General features: G+C 68.0%; 18 protein-coding genes. 16 read left to right on the forward strand and 2 right to left on the reverse strand.

Annotation, left to right across the window (positions count from 1 at the left end):
* Positions 1 to 31 precede the first annotated feature (31 nt).
* The 8 genes from J2848_RS21850 (at position 32) to J2848_RS21885 (ending at position 8816) form a co-directional block, all read left to right on the forward strand.
* Complete coding sequence (locus J2848_RS21850) at positions 32 to 1855, forward strand: branched-chain amino acid ABC transporter ATP-binding protein/permease (protein WP_170307107.1); 1824 nt, start codon at positions 32 to 34, stop codon at positions 1853 to 1855.
* Positions 1852 to 2601: an ABC transporter ATP-binding protein gene (locus J2848_RS21855; RefSeq protein ID WP_149232711.1), complete on the forward strand. Its 750-nt coding sequence runs from the start codon at positions 1852 to 1854 to the stop codon at positions 2599 to 2601. Before J2848_RS21850 ends, J2848_RS21855 begins: the two co-directional genes overlap by 4 nt.
* Positions 2598 to 3623 carry a ketopantoate reductase family protein gene (locus tag J2848_RS21860; RefSeq protein WP_149232710.1) on the forward strand — a complete coding sequence of 342 codons (1026 nt, stop codon included), beginning with the start codon at positions 2598 to 2600 and terminating at the stop codon, positions 3621 to 3623. Before J2848_RS21855 ends, J2848_RS21860 begins: the two co-directional genes overlap by 4 nt.
* A gap of 26 nt (positions 3624 to 3649) precedes the next feature.
* Positions 3650 to 4438, forward strand: coding sequence for a class II aldolase/adducin family protein (locus J2848_RS21865; RefSeq protein WP_246193988.1), 789 nt, complete (start codon positions 3650 to 3652; stop codon positions 4436 to 4438).
* Positions 4439 to 4543: 105 nt separating this feature from the next.
* A complete protein-coding gene (locus tag J2848_RS21870) occupies positions 4544 to 5017 on the forward strand; it encodes a MarR family winged helix-turn-helix transcriptional regulator (protein ID WP_149232709.1) in 474 nt (157 codons plus the stop codon).
* Positions 5018 to 5270: 253 nt separating this feature from the next.
* Positions 5271 to 6308, forward strand: coding sequence for an aliphatic amidase (locus J2848_RS21875; RefSeq protein WP_149232708.1), 1038 nt, complete (start codon positions 5271 to 5273; stop codon positions 6306 to 6308).
* A gap of 33 nt (positions 6309 to 6341) precedes the next feature.
* Positions 6342 to 7139, forward strand: coding sequence for a CbbQ/NirQ/NorQ/GpvN family protein (locus J2848_RS21880; RefSeq protein WP_149232707.1), 798 nt, complete (start codon positions 6342 to 6344; stop codon positions 7137 to 7139).
* A 6-nt stretch (positions 7140 to 7145) separates the two neighbouring features.
* Positions 7146 to 8816, forward strand: coding sequence for a nitric oxide reductase activation protein NorD (locus J2848_RS21885; protein WP_149232706.1), 1671 nt, complete (start codon positions 7146 to 7148; stop codon positions 8814 to 8816).
* Between the two features lie 38 nt (positions 8817 to 8854).
* On the opposite strand, the gene J2848_RS21890 is transcribed toward J2848_RS21885, so the two are convergent.
* Complete coding sequence (locus J2848_RS21890) at positions 8855 to 9805, reverse strand: response regulator transcription factor (protein ID WP_149232705.1); 951 nt, start codon at positions 9803 to 9805, stop codon at positions 8855 to 8857.
* Complete coding sequence (locus J2848_RS21895; protein ID WP_149232704.1) at positions 9774 to 13244, reverse strand: ATP-binding protein; 3471 nt, start codon at positions 13242 to 13244, stop codon at positions 9774 to 9776. Before J2848_RS21895 ends, J2848_RS21890 begins: the two co-directional genes overlap by 32 nt.
* A gap of 406 nt (positions 13245 to 13650) precedes the next feature.
* Between J2848_RS21895 and urtA (J2848_RS21900) the strand changes: the two genes are divergently transcribed.
* The 8 genes from urtA (J2848_RS21900) (at position 13651) to J2848_RS21940 (ending at position 22699) form a co-directional block, all read left to right on the forward strand.
* Positions 13651 to 14922: an urea ABC transporter substrate-binding protein gene (urtA, locus tag J2848_RS21900; protein WP_149232703.1), complete on the forward strand. Its 1272-nt coding sequence runs from the start codon at positions 13651 to 13653 to the stop codon at positions 14920 to 14922.
* Between the two features lie 93 nt (positions 14923 to 15015).
* Positions 15016 to 15942: an urea ABC transporter permease subunit UrtB gene (gene urtB / locus J2848_RS21905; RefSeq protein ID WP_149232702.1), complete on the forward strand. Its 927-nt coding sequence runs from the start codon at positions 15016 to 15018 to the stop codon at positions 15940 to 15942.
* 12 nt (positions 15943 to 15954) lie between these two features.
* On the forward strand, positions 15955 to 17103 hold the full coding sequence (gene urtC, locus J2848_RS21910) for an urea ABC transporter permease subunit UrtC (protein WP_149232701.1): 1149 nt from the start codon (positions 15955 to 15957) through the stop codon (positions 17101 to 17103).
* A gap of 15 nt (positions 17104 to 17118) precedes the next feature.
* A complete protein-coding gene (urtD, locus tag J2848_RS21915) occupies positions 17119 to 17865 on the forward strand; it encodes an urea ABC transporter ATP-binding protein UrtD (RefSeq protein WP_149232700.1) in 747 nt (248 codons plus the stop codon).
* Between the two features lie 15 nt (positions 17866 to 17880).
* Positions 17881 to 18570, forward strand: coding sequence for an urea ABC transporter ATP-binding subunit UrtE (gene urtE, locus J2848_RS21920; protein ID WP_149232699.1), 690 nt, complete (start codon positions 17881 to 17883; stop codon positions 18568 to 18570).
* 54 nt (positions 18571 to 18624) lie between these two features.
* Entirely contained in the window at positions 18625 to 21042 is a 2418-nt protein-coding gene (urtA, locus tag J2848_RS36300; protein WP_149232698.1) for an urea ABC transporter substrate-binding protein, read from the forward strand.
* Positions 21043 to 21096: 54 nt separating this feature from the next.
* On the forward strand, positions 21097 to 22329 hold the full coding sequence (gene fmdA, locus J2848_RS21935; RefSeq protein ID WP_149232697.1) for a formamidase: 1233 nt from the start codon (positions 21097 to 21099) through the stop codon (positions 22327 to 22329).
* Positions 22330 to 22351: 22 nt separating this feature from the next.
* Positions 22352 to 22699: an FmdB family zinc ribbon protein gene (locus tag J2848_RS21940; RefSeq protein WP_149232696.1), complete on the forward strand. Its 348-nt coding sequence runs from the start codon at positions 22352 to 22354 to the stop codon at positions 22697 to 22699.
* Positions 22700 to 22817 lie beyond the last annotated feature (118 nt).

Here is a 22817-nt window from a genome sequence, read left to right on the forward strand (position 1 = left end):
GAAAACTCCCGCTGCGAGGCCCGTCCCGTCGATGCCCAGGCTGTCCCCGTCCGGCTGGATCGTGCTGGCCCTGCTGCCGGTGCTGGCCGCCGCCCCGCTGCTGCTGCCGACTTATCAGGTCACGCTTGCCAACAACATCGGCATCTTCGCGCTGGCGACGCTGGGCCTCGTCCTGCTGACCGGCGTCGCCGGGATGACCAGCTTCGGACAGGCCGCCTTCATCGGCGTCAGCGCCTATGCCACCGCCTATCTCGCCAGCGTGTCCGCCGCCGACCTGCCGGCGTCGCTCGCCTGGATGGCGGGGTCGCCGCTGGCCGGGCTGGCGGTCGGCCTTGTGCTGACGCTCGCCATTGCGACGGTGCTGGGGGCGGTGACCCTGCGGCTGTCGGGCCATTACCTGCCGCTCGGCACCATCGCCTGGGGCCTGTCGCTGTTCTACCTGTTCGGCAATCTGGAGTTCCTCGGTGGCCATACCGGCCTGTCGGGCATTCCGGCGCTGAGCCTGTTCGGCATCGCCTTCGACAAGGCGGAGACCCTGTTCTACCTGATCTGGGCGGTGCTGCTGCTGGCGGTGGTGGCGACGCTGAACCTGCTGGATTCCCGTGTCGGCCGCGCCATCCGTGCCCTGCGCGGCGGGCAGCGCATGTCGGAATCGATGGGCGTCAACAGCTTCCAGGCCAAGATGACCGCCTTCCTGGTCGCCGCCCTCTATGCCGGGCTGGCCGGCTGGCTCTATGCCTACACCCAGCGCTTCGTCAGCCCGGCACCCTTCAGCCTGCAGGCGGGCATCGACTTCCTGTTCATGGCGCTGATCGGCGGGGTGGGGCAGGTCTGGGGCGCGGTGATCGGGGCGGCCGGCGTCACTTTCGCCAAGCAATGGCTGCAGGATCTGCTGCCGCATCTGCTGGGCCGCACCGGCAACTTCGAAGCCATCGTCTTCGGCCTGCTGATCGTGCTGCTGATGCAGCGCCTTCCCGGCGGCATCGCCGGCTGGATCGCCAAGACCTTCGAGCGTCGCCGCCATCGGCCGGCTGTACTGGAGAGCATGGACCTGCCCGACGCCGAGCCGCTGCCCCGCCGACCCATGCCCGAAAAGGGCGAGGTCGTGCTGGAAGCCAGGGGGGTGACACGCCGCTTCGGCGGGCTGGTTGCCAACCACGACATCAGCTTCGCCGTGCGGGCCGGCGAGATCCTGGCGGTGATCGGTCCGAACGGGGCGGGCAAGAGCACGCTGTTCAACCAGCTCTCCTGCGTCGACCATCCGACCTCCGGCGAGATCCTGTTCCGCGGCGAGCGCGTCGACGGCCGCACCGCCCGTGCCATGGCCAGCGCCGGCCTCAGCCGCAGCTTCCAGCATGTCAAGCTGTTGCCCACCATGTCCGTGCTGGAGAATGTCGCCATCGGCGCCCATCTGCGCGGTTCCAAGGGCGTGGCCGCCGCGGCCCTGCGGCTGGACCGCGCGGAGGAGGCCCGGCTGCTGGCCGAGGCGCGCCGCCAGCTGGTCCGCGTCGGGCTCGGCCAATATCTGCATGCCGAGGCGGGCAGCCTGGCGCTCGGCCAGCAGCGCATCCTGGAAATCGCCCGCGCGCTGTGCGCCGATCCCTGCCTGCTGCTGCTCGACGAGCCGGCCGCCGGGCTGCGTTTCCTGGAGAAGCAGGCGTTGGCCGAACTGCTGGTCAAGCTGCGCTCGGAAGGGATGGCGATCCTGCTGGTCGAGCATGACATGGACTTCGTCATGGGGCTGGTCGACCGCGTCTATGTCATGGAGTTCGGCGAGCGCATCGCCGAGGGGCCGCCCGCGACGATCCAGACCAACCCGGCCGTCCTCGAAGCCTATCTGGGAGGTGTCGAATGAGTGCGCCGCTGCTGGAAGTCTCCGACCTCTGCGTCTCCTACGGCAAGATCGAGGCGCTGAGCAACGCCAGCCTGCGGGTGGGCGAGGGGCAGATCGTCACCGTCATCGGCCCGAACGGTGCCGGCAAGACGACGCTTCTGTCCGCCATCATGGGCGTGCTGCCGTCGCGCGGCCGGATCCGCTTCCACGGCCATGACCAGCAGTCGCCGGCGATCCAGGACATGGTCGCCCGCGGCATGAGCCTGGTGCCGGAGAAGCGCGCGCTGTTCGCCACCATGAGCGTGGAGGACAATCTCCGGCTCGGCGGCTTCCGCTTCCATTCCCGCTCCAGGCGGGAGCAGGACGCCGCGATGGAGGGGCTCTACGCCCTGTTCCCCCGGCTGAAGGAGCGGCGCGGCCAGATGGCGGCGACGCTGTCGGGCGGCGAGCGGCAGATGCTGGCGCTGGCCCGCGCCCTGATGGGCGGGCCGAAGCTGCTGATGCTGGACGAGCCGTCGCTGGGGCTGGCGCCGCTGATCGTGCGCGAGGTCTTCCGCATCATCGCGGAGCTGCGGCGCAAGGGGGTGTCGATCCTGCTGATCGAACAGAACGCCTGGGCGGCGCTCCGCGTCGCCGACTATGCCTATGTGCTGGAACTGGGGCGCATCGCCATGGAAGGGCCGGCGTCGGAACTGGCGCATGATCCGCGCGTGGTGGCGGCCTATCTCGGCATGGCCGGCAAGCATCAGGAGATGCTGGCCTCATGACGGAGCCGGACTGGCGGACGCAGCGCGACGCCGGGCGCTGGCATGTCGGGATCGCCGGGGCGGGAGCCATCGGCACCACGCTGGCGGTGCGCATCGCCCGGGCCGGCCACCGGGTCGGCGTGCTGGCCCGCGGAGCGACCCTGGACGTCATCCGGCAGGACGGGCTGCACCTGACCGACCGTGAGGGGGAGCATCATGTGCGGGTCGAGGCCGGGGCGGCGGGGGAGCTGGGGCAACCGGACCTGCTGTTCCTCTGTGCCAAGGCGCAGGATCTGCTTGCGCTGGTGCGGTCGGCCCGGCCGATGATCGGGCCGGACACGCTGGTCGTCCCGGTGGTGAACGGCATCCCCTGGTGGTATTTCGAGGGGGAGGGCGGACGCCATCAGGGCCGCGCCGTCCGCGCCGTCGATCCCGACGGCGCGCTGAAGGATCTGGTGCCGCTCGACCGACTGATCGGTGCCATCGCCTATATCACGGCGGAGCGGATGGCGCCCGGCGTCGCCCGCAGCTTCAACCCGCTGAAGCTGATCCTGGGCGAGATCGACCACCGTCCCAGCGACCGGCTGGCCCGCACCGCCGCCATGCTGACCGCCTGCGGCATCCATACCCAGGCGAGCGGGCGCGTGCGCGATCCCTTGTGGACGAAGGTGATCGCCAACCTCAGCTCCAACCCGCTGTCGGTGGTGTCGGGGGCGACGCTGCAGGACATCTACGGCGACCCGTCGCTGTCGCAGATCGCGCGCCAGATGCTGTCGGAGGCGCTGCTGACCGCCGCCGCCTATGGCGCGCGGATCGAACTCGACCCGGCATCGCTGCTGGCGATGGGCGCCGGCATGGGGCCGGTGAAGACCTCCATGCTCCAGGACTTCGAGAAGGGGCTGCCGCTGGAGCTTTCCGCCATCTGCGAGGCCGTCATCGAACTGGCCGAGCTGCAGGGGCTGTCCATGCCGCTGACCCGCAACATCGCCATCCTCGCCCGCTTCAAGAGCGACAGCGCGCTGCGCGCCGCCGCGGGCCTGTAACCTCCATCCGACGAGGACCGCAAACCATGATGACCGCCACCGCCTCGAAGCCCGGCCACAACAGCGTCGTCAGGCCCGATCACATCGGCGAGGAGGAGTGGGCGCTGCGCTGCCGGCTGGCCGACTGCTATCACCTCGTCGATTTCATGGGCTGGACGGAGACGATCTTCAACCACATCTCCGCCCGGCTGCCGGGGCCGGCGCACCATTATCTGGTGAACCCCTTCGGCCTGAACTACACCGAGGTGACGCCGGCCAACCTGCTGAAGGTCGGGCTGGATGGGGAGAAGCTGGAGCCGTCGCCCTACGACGCCAACCCGGCGGGCTTCGCCCTGCACAGCGCCATCCACGAGGCGCGCGACGACATCCACTGCGTGATCCACACCCACACCACCGAGGTGTCGGCCATCGTGCAGAAGAAGCAGGCCTTCTCGCACAACGACTTCTACGGCGCCCAGCTCTATGGCCGCGTCGGCTACCATGCCTTCGAGGGCATCACGCTCTTCGCCGACGAGAAGCCGCGCATGCTGGAGAGCCTGGGCGACAAGCACATCCTGGTGCTGCGCAACCACGGCATCGCGGTGGGGGAGTCCAGCATCGCCAAGACCTTCTTTCTGCTGTGGACGGTGCAGCGCGCCGCGGAGATCCAGACGCTGGCCGACAGCATGCGCGGCGAGGACGTGGAGCTGTCGGCCGAGGTCCGGCAGAAATGCAGCGACCTGACCGCCATGCTGATCCGCGACAGCGGCTTCGCCGTCAAGTTCTTCGACGCCATGGTGCGCAAGATGCGGGCGGAACGCGGACCCGGCTGGTGAGCGGGCACCCGACCGCAAGGCGTTTGGCAACCGAACCGGCGGTTGGTACAAGAGGGCCCCGGCCTCGCCAAACGCCGGCCAAACGCGGGATAGACACTGGGCATCATGGCCATCACCAAGAAGCTGCGCCGCTACATCCCGTCGGACCCCGAGTTCCAGGTGGAGGAATTCCCCTTCTACTGGCTTGCCCGCGTCCAGGGCATCTACACCCAGAAGATGGAAACGGCGCTGAAGCGGATCGGCACCGACATCCCGACATGGCGGGTGCTGTTCATTCTGAAGACGCACGGCACCTCGAGCATTTCGGAGATCTCGACGCACGCCATCGTCAAGCTGTCGACGATGACCCGCATCGTCTACCGCATGAAGGCGGAGGGGCTGGTCGACACCGGCACCAACGCCGAGGACGGCCGCGTCACCGAAGTGACGATGACGCCGGCCGGCCGTGCGCTGGTCGAGCGCATCCAGGAGGCGACGGGGCGGCTGTTCGCCCGCAGCTTCGAGGGGCTGTCGGAATCGCAGATCAGCAAGCTGAACGCGACCCTTCAGCAGCTTTACGGCAATCTGGCGGAGGATTGAGCCGCCCCCACCCGGCTTTCGGTCGCGGCGGAATTCGCGCCACGGGGTGATCGAGGGCAGGACAGGGCCGTGACAACGTCATCGCCAGTCTCTCTCCCCGGCCGACCATACGGGGAATCGCGTATTCCCGCCGACCGGCCGCTCCCCGATGATCGGTGGCGACGAAGAGGCGTGCAAAAACAACAGGGAAGCCGGGAGTTCGGTCCGCTTCCCGCACGCTCCGCCCCATGCCCGGTCATGCAGGGAGACCCAGATGATCCACGGCGATATCACCAGCAGCAACGACACCGTCGGCGTCGCCGTCGTCAATTACAAGATGCCCCGCCTTCACACCAAGGCGGAGGTGCTGGAGAATGCGCGGAAGATCGCCGACATGCTCATCGGCATGAAGACGGGACTGCCCGGCCTCGACCTCGTCATCTTCCCCGAATATTCGACGCATGGAATCATGTATGATTCCAAGGAGATGTACGAGACGGCCGCCACAATTCCCGGCGACGAGACCGAGATCTTCGCCGAGGCCTGCCGCAAGGCGAAGGTATGGGGCGTGTTCTCGCTGACCGGCGAGCGGCATGAGGACCACCCGCACAAGGCACCCTACAACACGCTCATCCTGATGAACGACCAGGGCGAGATCGTGCAGAAATACCGCAAGATCATGCCCTGGGTGCCGATCGAGGGCTGGTATCCCGGCACCTGCACCTATGTGTCGGAGGGGCCGAAGGGGCTGAAGGTCAGCCTGATCATCTGCGACGACGGCAATTATCCCGAAATCTGGCGCGACTGCGCCATGAAGGGGGCGGAGCTGATCGTGCGCTGCCAGGGCTACATGTATCCGGCCAAGGACCAGCAGGTGCTGATGGCCAAGGCGATGGCCTGGGCCAACAACGTCTATGTCGCCGTGGCGAACGCCGCCGGCTTCGACGGCGTCTATTCCTATTTCGGCCATTCCGCCATCGTCGGCTTCGACGGCCGCACGCTTGGCGAATGCGGTGAGGAGGAGTACGGCATCCAGTACGCCCAGCTGTCCAAGACGCTGATCCGCGACTTCCGCAAGAACGGCCAGTCGGAGAACCACCTCTTCAAGCTGGTCCATCGCGGCTACACCGGCATGATCAACAGCCATGACGGGGTGAAGGGCGAGGCGGCCTGTCCCTATGATTTCTATCGCCAGTGGGTGAGCGACCCGGAGGGGACGCGGGCCATGGTCGAGTCCTTCACCCGTCCGACGGTCGGCACGCCCGAATGCCCGATCGACGGCATCCCGGCGGAAGAGCCGGCGCACCGCTGATCCTCGGGCAATTCCATCGCGAAAGGCCCGCGCATGGCGCTCCAGACCTACCGGATCGAGCGGGAGCCCTTCTATCGCCCGACCGGCGACGAGATCGCCCTGTTCGAGGCGGCCCATGCCGCCCGCATGCCGGTGATGCTGAAGGGGCCGACCGGCTGCGGCAAGACGCGCTTCATCGAACATATGGCCTGGCGGCTCGGCCGGCCGCTCGTCACCGTGGCCTGTAACGAGGATTTGACGGCTTCCGACCTCGTCGGCCGTCACCTGCTGGAGACCGAGGGAACGGTGTGGCAGGACGGGCCGCTGACCCTGGCGGTGCGCCATGGCGCCATCTGCTATCTGGATGAGATCGTCGAGGCGCGGGCCGACACCACCGTCGTCATCCATCCGCTGACCGACGAACGTCGGGCACTGCCGCTCGACAAGCGGAACGAACTGGTGACCGCCCACCCGGACTTCCAGCTCGTCGTCGCCTACAATCCGGGATACCAGAGCGTGGCGAAGGACCTGAAGGAGTCCACCAGGCAACGCTTCGCCGCACTGGAGTTCGGCTATCCGGCGGCCGGGATCGAGGCCGACATCGTCGCGCGTGAGGCCGGGATCGGACAGGCCATGGCTGCGCGTGTCGTGGCGGTGGGCGAGCGCAGCCGCAACCTGCGCGGCCGCGGGCTGGAGGAGGGGGCGTCGACCCGCATGCTGATCCATGCCGGCCGGCTGATCGCCCGCGGGGTTGCGCCCGAAGCCGCCTGCCGCATGGCCATCGTGCTGCCCCTGACCGACGATCCCGACCTGCGCGATGCGCTGGCGGCGGCGGTCGGCGCCTGCTTCTGACCGGCGATGGAGGACGGGGTTGCGCTGGCCGATGCCGAACGCCGGCTGAAAGCCTATGTGGCGGCATTGTGGGGAGTCGATCCACCGCTGCGGCCTCTGGTGCAGGATGGCGACCCGGCGGCGATGCGGCCCCGTTTCGATGCCGACCTCGTCCGGCTGCCCGCGGTCTGGCCCGGCATGGATTTCTACCGCGCGGCGCTGGCCCATGTCGGGGCGCATCGGATGTTCTCGCAGCCCCGACCGGCGAGGGGGCTGAAGCCCCTGCTGACCATCGTCGTCTCGCTGGTCGAGGATGCGCGGGTGGAGCATCTGGCCATGCGCCGCCTGCCGGGACTGCGGCGGCTGTGGGCTCCCTTCCATCGGGTGGAGCCGTCGGCGTCGCTGATGGCGGCCGATCTGATGGAGCGGATTGCACGGGCCCTGTTCGACCCCGCATACCGGGACGGCAACGCCTGGGTCGACAGGGGGCAGCGCCTGTTCTTCGAGCGGCCGGACCGCTGGGACGACCCGGATTTCAGCCTGATGCTCGGCGGCATCCTCGCCGACGACCTCGGCAAGACGCGGGTCCAGATCAACGCCCGGGGGCACCGCGTCGAACCGCCCTATCGCGACGACAACAGCGGCCTCTGGCTGTACGACGCTCCACCGGAGCCGCCGCGCGATGCCGACGATCCGCTCGATGCGGTCCGGCCGGAGCGTATGGAGGCGGAGCAGAGCGACCGCCGCGACGGGCCGCCACAATCCCCGCCACAATCCCTGCCACGGCCAGCCCCGCTTGCCGTGGCGGATGCGGCTGCCATGCGACCGGTGGCGCGCCATCCGGAATGGGACCACCGCATCGGTCTGCATCGGCCCGACTTCGTCCGGGTGGTGGAGTGCCTGCCGGAGCGGCGGCCAACGCCGGACGGACCTGCCGACCCGCGGCTGACGAACCGGGTACACGCCCTGGTCCGCCACGCCGTCGTCGCGAGGCCGGAGCGGTGGCGGCGGCAACGGGAGGGCGACCACCTCGACATCGACGCCTGCATCGCGGCGGCCGTCGCCCGGCGCCACGGCCATGCTCCGGACATGCGGGTCTACCGGAGGGCGAGGCGCCGCGATCGCGACCTGTCCGTTCTGCTGCTGCTCGACGCCTCGCAGTCCACCAACGATCCGGCGGGAGACGGCACGGTGCTCGACCTCGAACGCCGGTCGGCCGACCTGCTGGCCGGTGCGCTGGCCGCGGCCGGCGACCGCTTCGCGCTTGCCGGCTTCCGGTCCGACGGGAGGGAGGCCGTGCAGTGGCTTCCGGTCAAGCGCTTCGGTGACACCTATGACGAGGCGGCGCGCGGTCGCCTTGCCGGGCTGGACGGGCGCTGGTCGACGCGGATGGGGGCGGCGATCCGCCATGCCGGTTCGCTGCTCGCCGGCCAGCCGACGCTTCGCCGCCTGCTGCTGCTGGTCACCGATGGCGAGCCGTCCGACATCGACTGCCCCGATCCGCGCCATCTGGTGGAGGATGCCCGCAAGGCGGTGCAGGAGCTGGCCGGCCGGGGCATCGACGTGGTCTGCGTGGCGCTGGGCGGTGATCCCGGGACGCACCATCGAATCTTTGGCCGGCGCAACGTGCTGCCGGTCGGCCGGGTGGAGCGGTTGCCGGAGCTGCTGCCGGCCGTGTACGCCAAGCTGACCGGGTGAGATTCCCGGAGGCCACCATCCATTTACCGGCCGTCCATTTACCGGCCATTCAGTGCCCGCACCGCCATCGCGGCGGCGGCGGCCCGGTTCTCGACGCCGAGCTTCGCATAGATCTGCTCCAGATGCTTGTCGACCGTGCGCGGGCTGAGGCCGAGGATTTCGGCGATGTCGCGGTTCGGCTTGCCATTGGCGACCCACATCAGCACCTCCGCCTCGCGCGGGGTCAGGGACAGCTTGTCCTTCAGCAGCCTGTCCTCGCCGGCACCGGATTCCTCGGCCAACTGCAGCAGGATCTCGTCGGGGCCGGTCTGACCGACCGGGCTGAGGCGCAGGCGGCGGCCGTCGGCAAGGGTGGCGATCACCACGCTGTCGGGCTTGCGCCCGGCGCCGCCGGCCTGACGGTCCGCCAGCCAGCGGCGCGCCTCCTCCGGCAGCGAGACGCCGGTGGCGTGGCCATCGGCGGCGGAGGGGCCGAAGGCGGCCTCCAGCATGCGGGTGGTCTGCGGCGTGCACCACAACACCTCGCCCCGGTGGTTGGCGGCCAGCAGGGTGCGGCCGGTGACGTCCAGCGCCGCCCGCGTGCTCTGGGCGACACGGGCGTTGGCGAGATGGGCGTACATGCGGGCGATCAGCGTTTCGGCGACGATCGGCTTGGTGACGTAGTCGACCCCGCCGGCGGCGAAGCCCTTCAGGATATGCTCCGTCTCGGTCAGGCCGGTCATGAAGATGACGGGGACATGGGCGACCTGGCTGCTGCGCTTCAGCTGGCGGCAGGTTTCAAAGCCGTCCAGCCCCGGCATGATGGCGTCCATCAGGATCACGTCGGGGGTCACCTGTTCCAGCAGGGCCAGCGCCTTGCGGCCGTCCAGCGCCACCAGCACGGTCACCCCGGCCTCTTCCAGCGCGTCGGTCAGGAAGCTGAGGGCTTCGGGCGAATCGTCGACGACGAGGACGACGTCACGCGGTCTGGTTACGGATTTCATCGTCATGGCTGGCATCATCATGGCTGTCATCGCGGTACACCGCCTCCAGCGCGGCCATATACTGGTTCAGGTCGTAATTGCTGACGAGCGTCCGCATGCGGCCGACGAAGCGCTCCAGCTCCGGATGGGCGGCGGCGATCTCGGCCAGCTTGGCCTGCATGCCGCGGACATAGCCGATGCGGCCCAGATGGATCAGCTCGGCGATGTGGTGCTGCGGCGGCAGTTCGGACGCGGCGAAGTCCGGCGGGCCGTCGTCGGTGCCGGCGGGCGTCTCATACTCCCAGTCGATGCCGCGCAGCCGGCCGATGCAGGCCAGCAGCTTCGGGATGGAGACCGGCTTGGCAACGAAGCCGTCATGCGGTAGGCCGCCGTCGGCGCCGGTCCCGACCCCCGGCCCGTTGGCGGGACGGTCCTCCCGCGTGTCGGCGGACACCAGGACGATGGTGGTGTCGCCATGGCCGGAGGCGCGCAGGCGCCTTGCCACCTCAAGCCCGTTCATGCCGGGCATGGAGATGTCGAGCAGCAGGATGTCCGGCCGGTGCAGCTCCGCCATGGTGAGGCAGGTCGGGCCGTCGGTCGCCTTGAAGACGGTGAAGCCAAGCTCGGCCAGCAGATCGGCCAGCAGGTTGCGGTGGGCGAGGTCGTCATCGGTGACCAGCACGGTCAGGCGCCGCCCGCGATAGCCGCGGATCGGAAGATCGGGCTGGGATGAGGCGGTGGAGAGCATCGCCGCGGACATCATCAGCCGCACCCGGAACAGGCTGCCGGTGCCGAGCGTGCTGGTCACGGTGATCTCGCCGCCCATCACTTCGGTCAGCAGCTTGGTGATGGTCAGGCCGAGTCCCATGCCGGGCACCATCGGATTGGCGGCCGAGCCGCGCTCGAAGGGCTGGAAGATACGCTCCAGATCGGCCGCGGCGATGCCGGGACCGGTGTCCTCGACCTCGAACTCGGCGATCTGGCTGCGGTGGCGCACGCGCAGGCAGACGGTACCGCTGTCGGTGAACTTGATGGCGTTGGACAGCAGGTTGATCAGGATCTGGCGGATGCGGCCCTCGTCGGTGAAGACCACCGGCGGCAGATCCTCCGGCGCCTCGAAGCGGAAGGCGATGCCCTTGGCCTCCGCCTGAAGGCGGAACATGCCGACGAGCTGGTCGAGGAGGTCGCCGAAGCGCACCTCTGCCCGGTTCAGCTGCAGCCGGCCGCTCTCGATCTTCGACACGTCGAGCAGCCCGTCGAGCAGTCCGGACAGATGCTCGGCGCTGCGGCGGATGACGCGCACCGCATCCACCCGGTGCGGCGGCATGGCCGGATCGCGCTCCAGCATCTGTGAATAGCCGAAGATGGCGCTCAGGGGCGTGCGGAACTCGTGGCCGATGCCGACCAGATAGCGGCTCTTGGCGAGGTTCGCCGCCTCTGCCGCCTCCTTCGCCTTCTGAAGCTGGGCGTCGGTGCGCTCATGTGCTTCGATCTCCTGCATCAGCAGGGCGGTCTGCTTCTGCGTCTCCTCCTGCGCCACCTTCCGGCTTTCGCGGGCCAGCACGAACAGCCAGGTGGCGACGCCGGCCACGATCATCAGGATGAAGAAGACCTTCCACAGTGTACTGCGGATCAGCGCCTGCGCCTCGGCATTGACGGAGGCGACCTCGACATAGACCAGCGACAGCACGGCGCCGACCGCCAGCGCCAGCATCAGCAGGACGCCCAGATAATGGCCGAGCCGGGCTTTCAGCGCTGTCGCGGCCCGCGGCGGCAGGACGGCATCGAGCGCGTGCCGCAGCTGCACGCCGAGCCGGGCGTCGCGCTTGCAGCCGTCGCCGCAACGGGCGTCCAGCGAGCAGCAGAGCGAGCAGATCGCCCCGGCATAGACCGGGCAGAAGGCCATGTCCTCCGGCTCGAAGGCATGCTGGCAGATGCGGCAGCGGATCGCCTCCTCGCCGTTCCAGTCCTCGAAGGGGCGGCGGGCGATGTAGTAGCGGCCACGGGTCGCCCAGGCGATGGCGGGGGCGGCGAGAAAGGCGGCGGCGAAGGCGAGGAAGGGGGCGCAGACCTTCAGGGTCGTCCCCAGCCCGCCCAGGAAGGCCAGCATCGACAGCACCGTCGCCAGCAGCATGGCGCCGACGCCGACCGGGTTGATGTCGTAGAGATGGGCGCGCTTGAACTCGACATGGCGCGGGCTGAGGCCGAGCGGCTTGTTCACCACCAGATCGGCGACCAGCGCCCCGATCCAGGAGGCGGCGACGCTGGAATAGAGCCCGAGCACCGGCTCCAGCGTCTTGTAGATGCCGAGTTCCATCAGCATCAGGCCGATGACGACGTTGAACACCACCCACACCACCCGTCCGGGATGGCTGTGGGTCAGGCGCGAGAAGAAGTTCGACCAGGCGATGGAGCCGGCATAGGTGTTGGTGACGTTGATCTTCAGCTGCGACAGCACGACGAACAGGCCGGTGAGGCCCAGCGCCAGCTGCGGCGACGGCGTCACATATTGAAAGGCGACGAGGTACATCCGCGTCGGCTCCGCCGCCAGCTCCAGCGGCACGGCGTTCTGGAGCGCCAGCACCACCAGGAAGGATCCGAGCAGAAGCTTGATCGTGCCGATGACGATCCAGCCTGGCCCGGCCGCCACCAGCGCCGCCCACCAGCCGAGCCGTTTGCGACCTTTCGCGTCGGGATCGTAGGGCAGGAAGCGGATGAAATCGACCTGCTCGCCGATCTGCGCCAGCAGCGAGAACACCACCGACGCCGCCGCGCCGAACAGCATCGGGTCGAAGCCGCCGCCCCCGCCGGCGCCTGTGTCCGATGCCCGGCCGGGGAAGCGGGTCCAGGCGGCAAAGGCCTCGTCGTCCTGAACGGCGATGAACAGGAAGGGCAGGGCGTGAAGCGCCAGCCAAAGCGGCTGGGTCCACAGCTGGAGGCGGCTGATGACGGTGAAGCCGTAGGCGACCAGCGGAATGACCAGAAGCGAGCTGACGACGTAGCCGGCGGCCAGCGGCAGGCCGAAGACCATCTCCAGCGCCGTGGCCATGATCGCCGCCTCGATGGCGAAGAAGATGAAGGTGAAGGAGGCGTAGATCAGCGACGTGATGGTGGAGCCGATATAGCCGAAGCCGGCGCCCCGCGTCAGCAGATCCATGTCCACGCCGTAGCGGCTGGCGTAATAGCTGATGGGCAGCGCGCTGGCGAAGATCAGGATGGCGGCGGTCAGGATGGCGAAGAGCGCATTGGTGAAGCCGTAATTCAGCGTGATGGCCCCGCCGATGGCCTCCAGCGCCAGGAAGGAGATCGAGCCGAGTGCGGTGTTGGCGACGCGCGACGGCGACCAGCGACGCGCCTTGCGCGCGGTGAAGCGCAGCGCGTAATCCTCCAGCGTCTGGTTGGCGACACACCTGTTGTAGGTCCGCCGGACCGCGATCACCCTCTGGCGCCCCGCCGTCGGCCCCATTCGCCCTCCCTGAAATCGGTTAGTGTAACAGATTGTTTAAGATTTCCTCTTTTTGGTCGTGCTCATAGTAAAGCTCGCTCCTCTGTCAGTCTGTCATAAATAAAGTGGTCGAACAACAAAGCCTGAGGGTCGGTATATTCTGCGAGAGAACACGAAGGCGTCACTCGCTTTTGGGTGGTTGCGAGCGCCGGATCGAATTCAGACTCCTGCAATTTTATAACGATTTGCCGTCCGCCACCCCTATACGCAAATCCACGTATTGCTGCACCGCACCGTTCGGCCAACCATCGGGCCGTCCTGTCGCGGATGGTTCCGCCAACTCCCCCGAAAAAATGCCTTTCAAAACAGCCGTCCCCGGTTGCGGACGGTCTTTGCAGGGCGACAACGGCCAACATCAGGAGGTTTCATGTCCTCGGACAAGATCGATGCGGACAAGCTCACCAGCTTGCCTTCGCCGCTCCGCCGCAAGCTCCTCCTCGGCATGGCGGCGCTGCCGGCCGTCGGCCTGCTGCCGCGCGGCGCGCTGGCCCAGGCGCTGCCGACCGACGCCGTCAACACCACGAAGCTGGCAGTCACCGACAGCACGGTGAAGGTCGGCATCCTGCACTCCACCACCGGCACCATGGCGATCTCGGAGACCGGGTCGGTGCAGGCCGAGAAGCTGGCCATCGCCCAGATCAACGAGATGGGCGGCGTGCTGGGCCGCAAGATCGAGGTCATCCAGGAGGACGGCGCCAGCGACTGGCCGACCTTCGCCGAGAAGGCGCGCAAGCTGCTGGTCGAGGACAAGGTGGCGGCGGTGTTCGGCTGCTGGACCTCGGCGTCGCGCAAGGCGGTGCTGCCGGTGTTCGAGCAGTATAACGGCATGCTCTATTACCCGACCTTCTACGAAGGGCTGGAGCAGTCGAAGAACGTCATCTACACCGGGCAGGAAGCCACCCAGCAGATCCTGGCAGGTCTGGACTGGGTGACGAAGGAGAAGGGGGCGAAGAGCTTCTTCCTGATCGGCTCCGACTATATCTGGCCGCGCACCTCCAACAAGATCGCCCGCAAGCACATCGAGATGCATGGACAGAAGGTGGTCGGCGAGGAATATTTCCCGCTCGGCCACACCCAGTTCAATTCGGTCATCAACAAGATCAAGCTGACCAAGCCGGACGTGATCTATGCCTCCGTCGTCGGCGGGTCGAACGTCGCCTTCTACAAGCAGCTGAAGGCCGCCGGCATCGACCTGAACAAGCAGGTGCTGATGACCATCTCCGTCACCGAGGACGAGATGCTGGGCATCGGCGGCGAGAACATCGCCGGCGCCTATGCCTGCATGAAGTATTTCCAGTCGCTGAAGAACCCCAACAACGAGAAGTTCGTCGCCGCCTTCAAGAAGATGTGGGGCGGGGAGAGCGTGATCGGCGACGTCACCCAGGCCGGATATCTCGGCCCCTGGCTGTGGAAGCTGACGGCGGAGAAGGCCAAGAGCTTCGACATCGACAAGATCGCCGCCGCGTCGGCCGGCATCGAGTTCACCGGTGCGCCGGAAGGCTATGTCCGCATCCATGAGAACCATCACCTGTGGAGCAAGACGCGCGTCGGCCGCGCCCGCACCGACGGCCAGTTCGACGTCGTCTTCGAGACCGCCGACCTGATCGAGCCGAACCCGTTCCCCAAGGGCTACCAGTAAGGGGCGGCGGGGCCGGACCTGCCCCCGCTCCGGCCTTTCCCCGTCCAACGGCGGCGGGCCGGAGCGGGGGCCTCTCTGACGGGAGTTCCCATCATGTTCGAAGGCTACAGTCTGGCCGAACTCGGCTCGATCTTTGCGATGCAGGGATTCGCGGGGCTCATCCTGTTTTCCGTTTTCGTGCTGATGGCGCTGGGCCTCGCCATCATCTTCGGGCAGATGGGCGTCATCAACATGGCGCACGGGGAGTTCATGATCCTCGGCGCCTATGTGACCTATCTCTGCTCCAGCTTCATCTCCACCTACGCACCGGCCCTGTTCCCGGCCTATTTCTTCATCGCCATGGCGCTGGCCTTCCTCGCCAGCGGGGCGCTGGGCATGCTGGTCGAATGGGGGATGATCCGCTTCCTCTACCGCCGCCCGCTCGACACGCTGCTGGCGACCTGGGGATTGAGCCTGATCCTCCAGCAGATCTTCCGCTCGGTCTTCGGCGCGCGCGAGGTCGGCGTGGTGCTGCCCGACTGGCTGATGGGATCGGTCGCCGTCACCGACACCATCGAGGTGCCGATCAACGGCCTGTTCGTCATGGGCCTGACCATCGCCATCACCGTCGTGATCTATGCCGTGATGTTCCGCTCGCGCTGGGGCCAGGGCGTGCGGGCGGTGATGCAGAACCGGGTGATGGCCGGCGCCGTCGGCATCAATACCGAGAAGGTCGACCGCTACACCTTCGGGCTCGGCTGCGGCATCGCCGGGGTGGCGGGCAGCGCCTTCACCATGGTGGGGTCCACCGGGCCGACCTCGGGCCAGCTCTACATCGTCGACACCTTCCTGGTCGTGGTGTTCGGCGGCGCCCAGAGCCTGATCGGCACCATCGCGTCGGCCTTCACGATCAGCCAGGCGCAGTCGACGCTGGAGTTCTTCCTCAGCGGCTCGACCGCCAAGGTGCTGACGCTGCTGACCGTCGTCGTGATCCTGATGCTGCGCCCGCAGGGCCTGTTCGTCCTCAAAGTCCGCCGCTGAGGAGCCAATCCCATGACGCGCACCCTCCAAGGTCGCCTTTTCGGCCGCATTGACGGCGACATCGCGGGCATCCTGCTGCTGGCCGCCCTGCTGGTCATCGTCCTGCCGCTCGGGCTCGACATCTTCCGCCTGAACATGGTCGGCAAGTATCTGACCTACGCCTTCGTGGCGCTCGGGCTGGTGCTGTGCTGGGGCAGCGCCGGCATTCTGTCGCTGGGGCAGGGCATCTTCTTCGGCATCGGCGGCTATTGCATGGCGATGTTCCTGAAGCTGGAGGCCTCCAGCCCGGAAGCGACCAAGATCCAGTCCACCCCGGGCATCCCCGACTTCATGGACTGGAACCAGCTGAAGGCGCTGCCCTGGTTCTGGGAGCCGTTCCACAGCCTGACCTTCGCCACCGTCGCGGTGGTGGCGGTCCCGGCGCTGCTGGCCTTCATCGTCGGGCTGGCGATGTTCAAGCGGCGGGTCGGCGGCGTCTATTTCGCCATCATCACCCAGGCCTTCGCCGCCATCCTGACCATCCTGATCGTCGGCCAGCAGGGCTACACCGGCGGCATCAACGGCATCACCGACCTGCGCACGCTGAAGGGCTGGGACATCCGCACCGACGAGGCGAAGCTGGTGCTGTACTTCGTCAATGCAGCATTGCTGATCGGCTGCATCCTGCTGTGCCTGTATGTCCGCCGGTCCAAGCTGGGCCGCATCCTGGTGGCGCTGCGCGACAAGGAGGACCGGGTCCGCTTCTCCGGCTACGACGTCGCCAACTTCAAGATCTTCGTCTTCTGCTTCGCGGCGGCGCTGTCGGCGGTGGGGGGCGCCATGTTCACGCTCCAGGTCGGCTTCATGTCGCCGTCCTTCGTCGGCATCGTGCCGTCGATCGAGATGGTCATCTACTGCGCGGTCGGCGGCCGGCTGTCGCTGCTGGGCGCCGTCTACGGCACGCTGCTGGTCAACTGGGCCAAGACGATGCTGTCGGAGAGCTTTCCGGAGCTGTGGCTGTTCGCCATGGGCGCCCTGTTCATCGGCGTGGTGATGGTGTTCCCCAACGGCCTTGCCGGGCTCTACCAGCAGTTCATCGCCCCCAGGCTTGGTCGTCTGCTGCTCCGTACGGGGACCAGAGCCGGCGCGCCGATCATCCCGCCCCACACCGCCGCCGACTGAGGAGGGACGGATCCCATGGCGAATTCCACCGATTACCTGCTGGCGGTCGAAGGGCTGACCGTCTCCTTCGACGGCTTCAAGGCGGTCAACGACCTGTCCTTCTACGTCGACAGCAACGAGATCCACGTCATCATCGGCCCGAACGGCGCCGGCAAGACCACGGTGCTCGACCTGATCTGCGGACGGACCAAGGCGTCCGGCGGCTCCATCAAGTTCCGCAACAAGGAACTGACGGCGATGAAGGAGCACCAGATCGTCAAGGCCGGGGTCGGGCGCAAGTTCCAGAACCCGTCGATCTACGACGACCTGACGGTGTTCGAGAATCTGGAGATCTCCTACCCCCGCGGCCGCAGCGTGTTCGGCGCGCTGGCCTTCAAGCGCGATGCCGCGGTGCGCGAGCGGGTGGCGGAGATCGCCGAGATGATCTTCCTGGCCGACCATCTCGACCAGCGCGCCGAATATCTCAGCCACGGCCAGAAGCAGTGGCTGGAGATCGGCATGCTGCTGATCCAGGACCCGGAACTGCTGATGCTGGACGAGCCGGTCGCCGGGATGAGCGTCAACGAGCGCAAGAAGACCGCCGAGCTTCTCAACAAGATCATCCAGAACCGGTCGGTGCTGGTGATCGAGCACGACATGAAGTTCGTCGAGGACATCGCCCACCGCGTCACCGTGCTGCACCAGGGGAAGATCCTGTCGGAAGGCAGCATGGAGCGGGTGAAGAACGACCCCAAGGTCGTCGAAGTCTATCTGGGCCACTGAACGGGGGATCAACAGATGCTGTCCGTCAACCAACTCCGCGTGTCCTACGGCGAGAGCGAGGTCCTGCACGGGCTCGATTTCGCGGTGGAGCCGGGCGAGATCGTCGCCGTCATGGGCCGCAACGGCATGGGCAAGACGACGCTGATGAAGTCGCTGATGGGGATCGTGCCGGCGCGGTCCGGCGCCGTCCGCATCGGCGGGACCGAGATCACCGGCCTGAAGAGCTACGAGCGGGTGGCGCAGGGCGTCGCCTATGTCCCGCAGGGCCGGATGATCTTCCCGGCCATGACCGTGCAGGAGAACATCGAGACGGGGCTGGGCGTCCATGGCGGGCGCAGCGTGCCGGGCGACCTCTACGAGCTGTTCCCGGTGCTGCTGGAGATGAAGGGCCGGCGCGGCGGCAACCTGTCGGGCGGCCAGCAGCAGCAGCTTGCCATCGCCCGCGCCCTGGCGACCAAGCCGAAGGTCCTGCTGCTGGACGAGCCGACCGAAGGCATCCAGCCCTCGATCATCCGCGAGATGGCCCGGACCCTGCGCCGCATCCGCGACGAGAAGGGGTTGAGCATCATCGTGTCGGAACAGGTGCTGAGCTTCGCACTCGACATCGCCGACCGCGTGCTGGTGATCGAGAACGGCGAGATCGTCCATGAGGACAGCCGCGACCGGATCGACGAGGCGAAGGTCGCGCGGCTGCTGTCGGTCTGACCGCCGCCTTCATCCCTTTCCGCATCCCGCCTCTCCACCACAGAGGGAAGCGCCATGTCTGCTGCGAAGTCCGCATCCACCGCCTGTGCCGTGGTCGCCCTGCTGTCCGCCATGGCGGTGCCGCTGACCGGCTCGACCGGCGTGGCAACCGCCGGCCTTGTCGTTTCCGCAGCGCTGGCCGGCGCCGCCGCCGCCTTCGTGCACCGACGGGACGCAGCACTCGGTCCGCTCGGCGCCCGCGCCGCGGCGCTGTCCGGTTCGGGCGGTGAAGCGGGCGGCGACCCGGTGCGGGAGCTTGCCGACGCGCTCGACCGCATCGCCGCCGCTGCGGAGCTGCGCGACGCGCGGGAAGCGGAGCGCGAGGTCGAGCGCAAGGCGACCGAGGAGCGCGCCGCCCGGCTGGAGGCGCTGACCCGTGCCTTCGAGAGCAAGGTCGGCCGGCTGGTGCAGACCGTCTCGTCGGCCGCCCGCGAGATGACCGGCACCGCCACGGCGATGAGCGAAACCGCCGAGCGCAGCAACCGGTTGTCCACGGCGATGTCGCAATCCTCGGCCCAGGCGTCGATGAACGTCCAGACCGTGGCGACGGCGACCGAGGAGCTGTCGGCCTCGATCCAGGAGATCGGCCGGCAGGTCGCATCCTCGGCCGCCATCGCCGGCAAGGCGGTCGCCGATACCCGCCGCACCGACGCGGTGGTGCAGAGCCTGGCCGACAGCGCCGGGCGGATCGGGCAGGTCATCGGGCTGATCCAGGGCATCGCCGGCCAGACCAACCTGCTGGCGCTGAACGCGACCATCGAGGCGGCGCGGGCGGGGGAGGCCGGCAAGGGCTTCGCCGTCGTCGCCAGCGAGGTCAAGACGCTGGCCAACCAGACAGCCAGGGCGACGGAGGACATCGCCACCCAGGTCGGCGCCATCCAGTCGGCGACGGCCGAGGCGGTGGCCGCCATCCGCTCCATCGCCGGCACCATCGCCGAGATCAACGAGATCGCCGCCGCCATCGCCGCCGCGGTCGAGCAGCAGGGGGCGGCCACCGGCGAGATCGCCCGCAACGTGCAGGAGGCCGCGCGCGGCACCGAAAGCGTGGCATCCAACATCGCCGGCGTCTCGGACGCGGCGTCCGACACCGGCATGGCGGCCGGGCAGGTGCTGGGCGTCGCCTCCCAGGTCGCCGGCCATGCCGACGAGCTGAGCCGGGAGGTCAACAATTTCCTGGCGGAGGTCAGTCTGCAATCGGCGCTGCGCCGCCGCGCCTCGGTCGCCGGGCGGATGGCGGCGGCCACGGTGCGGCGCACGCGGGGGCTGGCTGCCGGCGCGCCGGCCACCGCCGCGGTGAACAGGAGCGGCATCGCCGTCACCGACGAGGCGGTGAAGGTCGGCATCCTCCATTCCGCCACCGGCACCATGGCGCTGAGCGAGGGCGGGTCGATCCAGGCGGAGATGCTGGCGATCCAGCAGATCAACGAGGCCGGCGGCGTGCTGGGCCGGCGGATCGAGATCGTCCAGGAGGACGGCGCCAGCGACTGGCCGACCTTCGCCGGCCGCGCCGACAAGCTGCTGGCGCAGGACAGGGTGGCGGCGATCTTCGGCTGCTGGACCTCGGCCTCGCGCAAGGAGGTGCTGCCGGTGCTGGAGAAGCGCGACGGCCTGCTCTACTACCCGACCTTCTACGAGGGGCTGGAGCAGTCGAAACACGTCATCTACACCGGGCAGGAGGCGACGCAGCAGATCCTGGCCGGGCTGGACTGGGTGATGCGCGAGAAGGGGGCGAAGAGCTTCTTCCTGGTCGGGTCGGACTATATCTGGCCGCGCGCCTCCAACGCCATCGCCCGCCGCCACATCGAGGCCAAGGGCTGCCGCGTCGTCGGCGAGGAGTATGCCGAACTCGGCGACACCCGTTTCGAGACCATCGTCGCGCGCATCAGGGCGGCCCGGCCCGACGTGATCTACGCCATCGTCGTCGGCGGGTCGAACGTCGCCTTCTACAAGCAGCTGAAGGCCGCCGGGATCGAGCTGGACCGCCAGATCCTGATGACCAACAGCGTCACCGAGGACGAAATGATGGGCATCGGCGGCGACAACATCGCCGGCGCCTTCACCTGCGCCAAATATTTCCAGAGCCTGGAGTTGCCGGCCAACCGCGCCTTCGTCGCCGCCTTCAAGGCGATGTGGGGGGCGGACAGCGTCATCGGCGACGTCACCCACAACGCCTATCTCGGCCCCTGGCTGTGGAAGCTGGCGGTGGAGAAGGCCGGCAGCTTCGACGTGGCGCGCGTCGTCGCCGCCTCGCCCGGCATCGAGTTCGCCGGGGCGCCGGCCGGGCCCCTGCGCATCCACGAGAACCATCACCTCTGGACCCGGACCCGCATCGGCCGCGCCCGGCGCGACGGCCAGTTCGACCTGGTCTTCGAGACACGGGACCTGATCGAGCCGAACCCCTTCCCGGACGGCTTCCGGGAACTGGCGGCCTGAGTCCTCCCGCCTTCCCCCGTCACCCATCAGTCCACCAATAAGGAAGAGCAAACCATGGCTGACACCCTGATCAAGGCCGACCTGTCGCAGTCTCCCTACGAGAACGACATGATCCACAACCGCTGGCATCCGGACATCCCCATGGCGGTGACGGTGAAGCCGGGCGACGACTTCATCCTGGAATGCTACGACTGGACCGGCGGCCAGATCAAAAACGACGACGATGCCGCCGACGTGCGCGACGTCGACCTCAGCCAGGTCCATTTCCTGTCCGGCCCGGTCGGGGTCGAGGGGGCGGAGCCGGGCGACCTGCTGGTGGTTGATCTGCTGGACATCGGCGCCTTCCCGCAGCAGCAGTGGGGCTTCAACGGCTTCTTCTCCAAGCAGAACGGCGGCGGCTTCCTGACCGAGCACTTCCCGCTGGCCCAGAAGTCGATCTGGGACTTCGAGGGCATGTTCACCAAGTCGCGTCACATCCCCGGCGTGCGCTTCGCCGGGCTGATCCATCCCGGCCTGATCGGCTGCCTGCCGTCGCACGACCTGCTGGCCAAGTGGAACAAGCGCGAGCAGGCGCTGATCGACACCAACCCGACCCGCGTCCCCGGCCTCGCCAACCCGCCCTACGCCCCGACCGCCCATATGGGCCGGCTGAAGGGCGACGCCCGCGACAAGGCGGCGGCGGAGGGGGCCCGCACCGTGCCGCCGCGCGAGCATGGCGGCAACTGCGACATCAAGGATCTGTCGCGCGGTTCGCGCATCTATTTCCCGGTCTATGTGAAGGGTGCCGGCCTGTCGATGGGCGACCTGCATTTCAGCCAGGGCGACGGCGAGATCACCTTCTGCGGCGCCATCGAGATGGCGGGCTGGGCTCATCTGAAGGTGAACCTGATCAAGGACGGCATGGCGAAGTACGGGATCAGGAATCCGATCTTCAAGCCGAGCCCGATCGTCCCGACCTACAACGACTACCTGATCTTCGAGGGCATCTCGGTCGACGAGGCGGGCGAGCAGCATTACCTGGACGTCCATGTCGCCTACCGGCAGGCCTGCCTGAACGCCATCGAATACCTGAAGAAGTTCGGCTATTCCGGCGCCCAGGCCTATTCGATCCTCGGCACCGCCCCGGTGCAGGGCCACATCAGCGGCGTGGTCGACGTCCCCAACGCCTGCGCCACCCTGTTCCTGCCGACGCAGATCTTCGACTTCGACATCACTCCGAACGCCGACGGCCCGACCAAGTTCATCAGCGGCGACATCGACATGCCGATCGCGCCGGACCGCGTGTAACCGGGGAAGGGGAGGCGACGCCATGCCGATGTACGACTATGAGTGCCCGACCTGCGGCGACTTCACCGAGATGCGGCCGATGGCGGAAAGCAGCCTGCCGCAGCCCTGCCCCTACTGTGAGGTGCCGTCGCCGCGGGTGATCCGCATGGCGCCGGCCTTCTCCACCGTCTCCGCCGCGACGCGGACGGCGCACGCCACCAACGAGCGCAGCGCCGACCGGCCGAGCCTGCTGTCGGAGGTCGGGCCGAAGCATAAGCACGGCCCCGGCTGCGGCTGCGGAAGCGGCGGCGGAAAGGGGCGGTCGGTGCTGCGCACCCCCGACGGGGCGAAGGGGTTTCCGACGGCAAGGCCGTGGATGATCAGCCACTGACCCATCAGGAACGGAGGCACCATCAACTTGTCGGCCGACTGGTCGCCGGGGCCTCCGATGGGGACACGGAAAGAGCAGGATGGCGCCCCGCCGGCCGCGCAATCACCCGATCGTCCGG

It is taken from the genome of Azospirillum lipoferum, from assembly GCF_024170005.1.
Taxonomy (GTDB): Bacteria; Pseudomonadota; Alphaproteobacteria; order Azospirillales; family Azospirillaceae; genus Azospirillum; species Azospirillum lipoferum.